Source organism: Rhodothermales bacterium, from assembly GCA_013002345.1.
Taxonomy (GTDB): domain Bacteria; phylum Bacteroidota; class Rhodothermia; order Rhodothermales; family JABDKH01; genus JABDKH01.
The window spans coordinates 1-8,173 of sequence record JABDKH010000134.1 but is presented as its reverse complement, the minus strand read 5'-3'; the positions used below and the strand labels follow the sequence as shown (position 1 = coordinate 8,173).

The window sequence follows — 8,173 nt, the reverse complement described above, 5'->3', positions numbered from 1 at the left end:
AGATAGGCGCGCACTCTCAGCTGCTCTGTAGCCGAGAATGTTTCGTCGCGGGTCGATTCGTCGCCGAGGATCCACACCACGGCGTCAAAGTCCTCGAGCTGAACCCGTTGCGCTGCAACGGCCTCGTTGGTCGTCGTCGAGAACCCGACACCGGCTTGCGTCAGCGACCGTCCGTGTACAAAACCGAACGGGTGTCGCGGCTCGTGCCAGCTTCCTGAGCTCTCAGTTCGGTCAAACCCATCGACGACAAGGACGCTGTGGGTGCCTGTCGCGACCCCGTACGTGTCGGTCTGCAATGATTCATTCGGCGGCGACATGGTGTCGATCGCAGCCAGTGTGAAGTACGTGGCATCCGTTGGAAGGGTCGCGTCTACGAAGTCGACAGCCGACGGCCCGAGCGACTCTTCGTCGTGTGCAAGCAACCAGCTAGACCCCTCGAACTGAGAGTAGATTCTGAATCCGTTGAGATCCGGAGCTGCACCGCCCGACCACGCAAAATGTACCCCGGATCCATCCGCAATCACGCGATCCATGAGTGGCTGAGGCGGAGCGAGTATGTCTCTCTGAGACACGGTGACGTCGACGAACAGCTCGCCCACGTTTCCACGCGTATCGCCGGCAAACAACAGGACCGTATAATCGCCGTCCGGAAGAGCGGACGTATCCCACGAAGACTTTCGCGTGACCTCGTTGGTGGGGATGTATACGTGATTACTTGTGGTAGCCTGCAGATTGTGGTATACGTTGTGCACGTAGCTGTCGCTCGGCATGCTGTCGAAGCGGTACACGACACCGTCGGTGCCTGGCACAAACAACTCCGTCTGCCGATCGCGCGAAAGGATCTTGTAGCCGACAGTGTATGAACCGTTATTCAGGCCCGATCCCGATGTACCGGGCGCGGCGTTCTTCTCCTCGACGCGAACAGTGATCATGACTCCGCTTGTGAGCTCCGTCGAGGCGAGTCGCTGGCCGGTCTGTGCCAGGTAGAACCTTACGTTTGAGAGCTCCGGTGCCCACGGATCATCCAGCGGCGTGAGGCCGCCGCCGTCTCGCAACGGGTTACGGCGGGAGCCGGGATACCCGTCGATGAAGTGAACGTGACCCTGCCCCGACAAGATGGTGCCAAGGACGGTCTGGCCAGCAAAAACCGAGTCACCAACCGAGAGCGAAGGGTTCGGAGCGATATGAACGTACGCGAAGTTCCCGGCTCGTACATAGGCATTCGAACCTGAAGGAGCGATCGTCGTCACCCGACTATCCACGACCGAATACACCGGTGTGCCGTCGGATTGCGGAATATCGACGCCGTTGTGGAAGTGTGGATTGTCCGGTCCGCGGTATTCCGAAAACGTCCCTGAGATACGCTGCGATGTGTTGAACGGCTGCAGAGGCCATGGGTAGGTCGAATCCTGTGCCTGAACAGAAGCAGCCGCCGACAGAAACACCGCCGACAAGGCGACACACAGAAGAACAGCGGAAAGCCGGGTCTTCACCATCATGGCCTCATGAACACTAGTGCACGTTGATCCAGAACGACAGACACACCCCACAGGTCTGCATTCGCTTCAACATATTCAGCAGATTGATCCAGAGGCCGGGTCCGCGATATGTACTCGCCTGATCGAACGCGCACAAATTCTACCACACGCAGGTCATCGTGTCGAAAGTGGTCTTTCGTGAATACGGCCTGACCAACCAGCAACACGACGGTATTACCGTCTGGTGAAAGCGCACTGGAAAACACGCGGTCGGATTCCTCGCGCAACTGAAAATCAAGAACGTTTCGGGGAACGTCGAATTCCACAACCGAGAGCCTTCGTTTGTCAGATACAAGTACGTGGCGACCGGTCTCGTCGAACTCGATCACCTCTGCGGCAAGGTCGATCCAATGCAACTCCGCGCCCGTGTCGTCGAGAAACGTGGTGCGATACACGTTTGCCGGGACGTCGTAGGCACCGATCACAATTTGTTTGCCGTCCGGGGCTATGGCAAGAGCTGACAATGCACGCTGAGGAATCTCGAATACATTCTCGACCGCGCCTGACGGATTAAAGATCCGTACGTGGCCTGCTGCAACAGAGTGGACTCCGTCCGTGACCGGTTCATTCACCGCAACGGCCAGATGACCCGACGTGCGAGCACGACTGGCCAATATGGTCCGCTCGATTTCGTAGGGGCCCGTCGTCACGTGACGCTCCTCTACAATGGCACCCGCCGCAGAATAAAAGTCGACCCGCCCCTCGGCATGATGAAGCAGCGCGATCGAACCGTCGCGCTCGTCCACAGAAACCCCCGGGAACGGCTCACCGAAATCGTGTCTCAACGGAAGGCGATAGATCGGGCCGGCATCGAACGAAAAGACCTGTAACGACAACTCGGAAGACTGCGCGCTCGAAGCATCGCCTAGGACAATCGCGGCGAGGAACTGCGCCGACTCGGTCACTGACGATTGCACAATCTTTCCGTCAATCGCATACCGTCGAACACCTCGGCTATCTTCAAAAACCACTGCTGCCGCTGCGACGGAAACGAAGCGAAGTTGGTGATCGTCCGTGCCCGGACGAACGAACACCGGACGGCCGATACCGACCGCTTGCGACGCCGGGGCCGGCGAAGCGTCGATCGTAAAACGTTGCTGAGCAACCGATTCAGACACCACCAGAGACGCAATGGCGGCGAAGACAACGCTCGTGAGAAACCGCATACTCTTGATCACCGGAAGATTTGGCACAAGGTAGTAACGGCCGATCTCGTTACGGTTCCGGACCAAACAAACCCGACCGCGGCAGGTGGCGTGATCATTCGGAAGACAACACCGTGCCGTCGGCGCGCCCTCCGGACTCAGGGCTTTGAGCCCGGTTTCAAAACCCGATTATGCCACGCCCATGCGATTACCTCGGCGCGAGTCCTTACGACCAATTTACCCTTGACATGTTCGAGATGATTCTTGACCGTATGAGGCGAGATGAACAGTGTGTCCGAGATCTGTTGATTGTCGAGACCGGAAGCCACAAGCCGGAGTACTTCATACTCGCGCTGACTCAGGGCCTCCAGACGCTCGCGATGTCCCGAAACCTGACTCCTCACGAGGCTGGTCGCGAGTTCCGGACTGATCCAAAGGTCATCGCCCCTCATGATCTCTCGAATGGCAGTGATCAGCATATCCCGATCGGCTTCCTCCTTCATCAGGTAACCGGAAGCCCCTGCATCGAGTAGTCCATAGACATATTCGGGCTGGTCGTACGCGCTTAGCGCAAGAATTCTCACGTCACCCGCACCCGAACTGATCGTCCTCGCCACTTCGACGCCGGAGAGCCGCGGCATCTCAACGTCAACCACCAGTACATCCGGGGACATCGTCCAGACCTGCACGAGCGCCGCCTCACCGTCGGATGCCTGTCCGACAACTTCGAAATCGTCAACGGTGTCCAGCGATAAGGCAAGACCGGCGAGCGTCATGTGGTGATCGTCAGCTACGACGATGCGAATAACATCAGCGTCGCCCATCAGCCGCTTACCCCACTCACCGACAATTCCTGCTCGACTTCCGTCGGCTGATGCGGCACAGAGACGACGATTCGAGTGCCCTCGCCCGGACGAGACGAGACGTCCAGTCTGCCGTCCACTACTCGTGCCCGTTGCAGCATGCCGGACAGGCCGTAGTGCCCCGAATGCTCGAACTTCATCAGCCGCGATGGCACCCTGAAGCCCGAACCGTCATCCTGCACGGTCATCCTGACCATGTTGCCGTCTTTCATGAGCGTAACAACGACTCTGTCAGGCTCCGCATGCTTTTCCACGTTCGTCAGCGCTTCTTGAACAATGCGGTAGAGCGCAAGTCGGGTCTCCATCGTGAGGCGGCCAGGGTCCGGGCCGATTTCGAGGTCAAGCTGAATGCCCGGGTTGCGCGTCTGGAAATCCCTCGTCAACATTTCGACGGCACGAGCGAGACCAAAATGAACAAGCACCGGCGGCTTCAGATCGGAACAGATGCTACGCAGGCTGCTGGTGACACCTCGGAGTTCGTTCTCCATCTCCGCCATCTTCGCCTCCTGTTCGTCTGTTGTCATCGTCGACAACTTATCGACATACGACCTTAGAATACGCTGCAAATCTTGAACCGGGCCGTCGTGAAGTTCCGATGCGAGGTAGCTCCTTTCCGCCTCACGGATCTTGGACATGTGCCGATGCGCAGCCAGAAGTTCGTCCCTGTCACGTTTGATGCGCGAGATCGCCAGACGGATCAGAAGCATTACGACAATTCCGACCAGAATCGCGAAGACGGCGATCAACAGTCGGTAGTCGAATCCGCGCATGAATCCGAAGCGAACCGTACCGCTCATAGGGTCGAACCAGAACTGTGCCTCGGCGTCATTCACGCGTCCCGTGAGGGAACGGTGATGCCGCTCAAGCAGCGGCAGTAAATCGGGTGGAAGTGAAACGAAATTGTCGACACCCGCACTTTTGAACCGAATCGTGATCACACTATCCGCAATAATCGTCGCGTAATAGTCCTCGCCAGTGATCGCGGAACGGCCACGCACCGCGCCCACCCTGCGAGGATGTGAACGCACCGAATCAGGCGCCGGCGAAACGCCTTCGGGCGGGTCGGAGGGGTGTCGCCCCGCATCCGGCGCCGAACGAATCTGGCTCACAAGCTGCCCCAGAACGGCCGACGGAAGCTCAATCATACTCTGCTCGCCGCCGGCAACGTACGTGATTCGTATTAGATCAGGAGACACCACCTCAAGACCGGAGATGCTAACGGCCCCGTCCTGCGCGACTACAAAACGGATCGGAAGAAAGACCAGCACCAGAACGGCGAAGAAGACACGAGATTTCGGCGGACACATACGGAGGGTCAGCGACGTGTTGGGGCGACTACTAGTCGTAACGATCAGAATGCCGTAGTTCGCGTCTCGGATCCGCCAACCGTGCTGCATGTCTGTGGATATCGGTGGCCGAGTGGCAGGACGGCCCGTGTTTGCAGACGCAATCCGCCTGCTGATGTCCCAGCCGCGATGTTCTGATATAGCCCTAGTCCTGTCGCGACCGACACTACCATAGATAATACGCCCCGTGGCGCATCCCGACCACATACTCTCATAGTACTTTTGGACTACTCTCTTTAGCCCTTTCGTGTCACTTGCACCAATGACCGGGTCCCTTTACTCTGGCATCAGGACGATGGGTCATTTCGTCGATCCTGTCGAAACGGTAGTACCATCAAACAAAGAGAGGGTGATCATGCGAACAACTCGCACCATTATCGGAATTGTCGTCGCAGTAGTGATCATTGTTGTGGGCGGCTGCGACTTCAGTTCGGAATCGACGACGTCGTCGGTTCCAGCATTTGGCGTCACACATTCCGCACTCGGATCAGCGAACTTGCTGCCCCGGGGTGAATCCGTACTCGTCGACCTTGGAGGTCCCGGCGCGGCAGGCGGCGTGTCCGTTGAGGTCGACCAACGTGACAGACTCAACGTATACTTCGACCCAATCGAGATGCCCGTAGGGTCGTTCTTCGAAGTGGCCGTAGTCGGACAGGTCGACGGTCACGAGAAAACCCTCGGCCGCATTACACATCGGCAGTCCGGGCAACTGACAACAGCCATCGGACTGGATTTTCACGAATTGGCGGCCTTTTCGGAATCAACCGAGGTGACCGTCGCAACGTACCTGGACGGAATTCGAACGTTCAGCAAGACCGTTCCTATCGATTCGACGGAGACAGTGGGATTTGTCGACTCGGGTGAATCCGGCTGGGCCACATCGTACCACTGGGTCTACGTCAACGGCGCATGGTCGGTCATGATTGATCCGGCGCCATCCGAAACGTTCACGCTGGCAAGCGACCCGTCGAAGCACATGCCGTTCAACTACCTCGTCTTCACGATAGACGGCGTTGAGGGAGTCGGTCAGCCCGAAACGATGGAGTTCTTTGGCGAGGGATTATCACAATTCAAGATTGTCGGCGAGAACGACCGGCCCCTCATCTTTTGAGTCGATTGTGGGCGGCAATCCGCATGCAACGCCGGCACGTGGAAGCCTTGCCACACCCTGGCGCGCTTGTCCCTCTTCGTTTTAGAGACGAAGAGGGATTTGCGTGACCGTCGCCATCCGAACCGAGCCTGTCCCGCCGTACCGGTAGAAAATGATCCAAAAGGACTATCGACATCGAAAGTGAATAGTCCCATCTTGGAAATGTCGGTTGCTGGCGTAATGTGCTGTTACGCGCATGTCAGAAGTGCAGCGGACAGTTCTGGTCACACCGTTGACAGGATACCTACAATGCCGCACAAGATTGAGATAAGCGATGATCCCGGCATCGCCCGAGTATGCGTCGACGGAAGCGTGGATCTCGGGTACTGGCGTTGGGTGCTGTTTGACGCACTGCAGCGAGGACAAAAGCAGCAGGTTTCTCTGTTCCTGCTGGACCTGCGAACGGCGGATCTTATCGTCGACCCTTCGGAACTTCAGGACATGGGTGAAACCGTACGTCGACTCCTGGCACCCGACGTGCGTGTGGCCGGAGTGATTTCTCCCTCCGATAGAGGTCCGGCCAACGATCATCACGATCTTAACGATACGCGTTTCGTCCACCTGTTCGCATCTGAGGGTGATGCACTCCGCTGGCTGTCCAGTGACAGCCGAGAGGCCGCGGCATAAGCGAGCGCGGTGACTCGCCCGCTACACGTACGCAACGTCGCCGCGAAGAGAGTTTGGCAGTCTTTCTCGTCGCCCGCTAACACCACGATTGAAGATCAACCGGACCGCCCGCCTCCAGCAGTTATCCACCGTCCTGTTGTTCGATCGTATGGCGCCGACTACCTTCGACCCTCGGTGCTTTGTCCCACTCTCGATCACAACCGACACGTATGCGCGCTCGCGATACGGAGGCTTCAGGAATCTATCGACTGCTGACTCGCTACGTAAGTATCGAGCCGGATGAAGTGGTCGCCGTCCTCTGGTCGGCATTGTACTTCTTCTCACTGCTGTGCGGTTACTACATCTTGCGTCCCATGCGCGAAGAGATGGGCATCGCCGGTGGGATCGAGAATCTCGACTGGATGTTCACGGGGACCTTCGTGGCGATGCTCGCCGCAGTTCCACTTTTCGGCTGGGCTGCCGCGCGATACCGTCGGTCACGCCTCCTTCCGGCCGTCTACACGTTCTTCATTGCGAACATTATCGGCTTCTACGCGCTGTTCGTATCCGACATTACCCATGCCTACGTGGCACGGGCGTTTTTCATCTGGGTCAGTGTCTTCAATCTTTTCGTCGTGTCGGTCTTCTGGAGCTTCATGACAGACGTCTACTCCAATCAGCAGGCGCGGCGACTGTTCGGATTTATCGCAGCAGGCGGAACACTCGGTGCGCTTGCCGGACCCGCGCTGACGGCTGCCCTTGTCGGACGGCTCGGAACCGCCAACCTGCTTCTCCTCTCAGCCGCCTTTCTCGCTATTGCTTTGCTATGCATCAGCCGGGTTCTGCGCTGGGTGCGGCTTCGGCCGGTCTCAGTGGAGGGCGACGGAGATATCGGCACCGACAATACTGAATCGGATAACGCGTTAGGAGGCAATATCTTTGCCGGCATTCCTCTCGTTATACGTTCGCCGTATCTGCTCGGAATCTGCGCGCTGATTCTCCTGTACACAACACTGGCGACCTTCCTCTACTTCCAGCAAGCGGAGATCGTACGCGACAGCTTTGCCGATCCGGCGACACGAACCTCCGTGTTCGCAGGAATGGACTTTGCGACGAATCTTCTGACCGTCCTGGCCCAGGTATTCCTCACGGCCAGGATCGTTCGCAGGTTCGGGATTGCCGTCACCCTTGCACTCATTCCGGTGGGACTTGCGGCGGGTTTCCTGATTCTCTCATTCGCACCCGTTCTCTCCGTACTCGTGGTTTTGCAGGTACTGCGAAGGGCCGGTAACTTCAGTATCATGAAGCCGGCCCGCGAGATGCTCTATGTGGTGCTTGGACGCGAAGAGAAGTACAAAGCCAAGAACTTCATTGACACGGTGGTTTACAGAGGTGGTGACGCAGTCAGTGCCTGGGCGTATTCCGGCCTGCAGGCTCTCGGCCTCACACTGTCCGCCATCGCGTTTCTCGCTGTGCCGCTTGCGGCGCTCTGGGCAATGATCTCGTATCGTCTCGGCTCGGAGAA

Annotated in this window: 7 protein-coding genes; 3 read left to right on the top strand and 4 right to left on the bottom strand. The window is 57.9% G+C overall.

Translation table 11 applies throughout. From position 1 onward, the window contains the following. The 4 genes from HKN37_06790 to HKN37_06775 all read right to left on the bottom strand — a co-directional run. A partial coding sequence (locus HKN37_06790; GenBank protein NNE46349.1) for a M23 family metallopeptidase occupies nt 1-1,499 on the bottom strand: 1,499 nt, incomplete at its 3' end. Continuing rightward, nucleotides 1,496-2,704 carry a hypothetical protein gene (locus HKN37_06785; protein ID NNE46348.1) on the bottom strand — a complete coding sequence of 403 codons (1,209 nt, stop codon included), beginning with the start codon at nt 2,702-2,704 and terminating at the stop codon, nt 1,496-1,498. The genes HKN37_06785 and HKN37_06790, both read right to left, overlap by 4 nt. 137 nt (nt 2,705-2,841) lie before the next feature. Continuing rightward, nucleotides 2,842-3,507, bottom strand: coding sequence for a response regulator transcription factor (locus tag HKN37_06780; protein ID NNE46347.1), 666 nt, complete (start codon nt 3,505-3,507; stop codon nt 2,842-2,844). Continuing rightward, on the bottom strand, nt 3,507-4,943 hold the full coding sequence (locus HKN37_06775; GenBank protein NNE46346.1) for a sensor histidine kinase: 1,437 nt from the start codon (nt 4,941-4,943) through the stop codon (nt 3,507-3,509). The genes HKN37_06780 and HKN37_06775 overlap by 1 nt, the downstream gene beginning before the upstream one ends. Before the next feature lie 304 nt (nt 4,944-5,247). On the opposite strand from HKN37_06775, the gene HKN37_06770 reads away from it, so the two are divergent. From HKN37_06770 to HKN37_06760, 3 genes are all read left to right on the top strand, one after another. Further along, entirely contained in the window at nt 5,248-6,003 is a 756-nt protein-coding gene (locus HKN37_06770; GenBank protein ID NNE46345.1) for a hypothetical protein, read from the top strand. A gap of 288 nt (nt 6,004-6,291) precedes the next feature. Continuing rightward, entirely contained in the window at nt 6,292-6,669 is a 378-nt protein-coding gene (locus HKN37_06765; GenBank protein ID NNE46344.1) for a hypothetical protein, read from the top strand. A gap of 209 nt (nt 6,670-6,878) precedes the next feature. Next, nucleotides 6,879-8,173 (top strand): MFS transporter (locus HKN37_06760; GenBank protein NNE46343.1); only part of this gene is annotated, 1,295 nt, incomplete at its 3' end.

Bases quoted from the DNA above. Each gene is read 5' to 3' on its own strand.
- HKN37_06770 (NNE46345.1), top strand. From the start codon at position 5,248: ATGCGAACAACTCGCACCATTATCGGAATTGTCGTCGCAGTAGTGATC.
- HKN37_06785 (NNE46348.1), bottom strand. From the start codon at position 2,704: ATGCGGTTTCTCACGAGCGTTGTCTTCGCCGCCATTGCGTCTCTGGTG.
- HKN37_06775 (NNE46346.1), bottom strand. From the start codon at position 4,943: ATGCAGCACGGTTGGCGGATCCGAGACGCGAACTACGGCATTCTGATC.
- HKN37_06765 (NNE46344.1), top strand. From the start codon at position 6,292: ATGCCGCACAAGATTGAGATAAGCGATGATCCCGGCATCGCCCGAGTA.
- HKN37_06780 (NNE46347.1), bottom strand. From the start codon at position 3,507: ATGGGCGACGCTGATGTTATTCGCATCGTCGTAGCTGACGATCACCAC.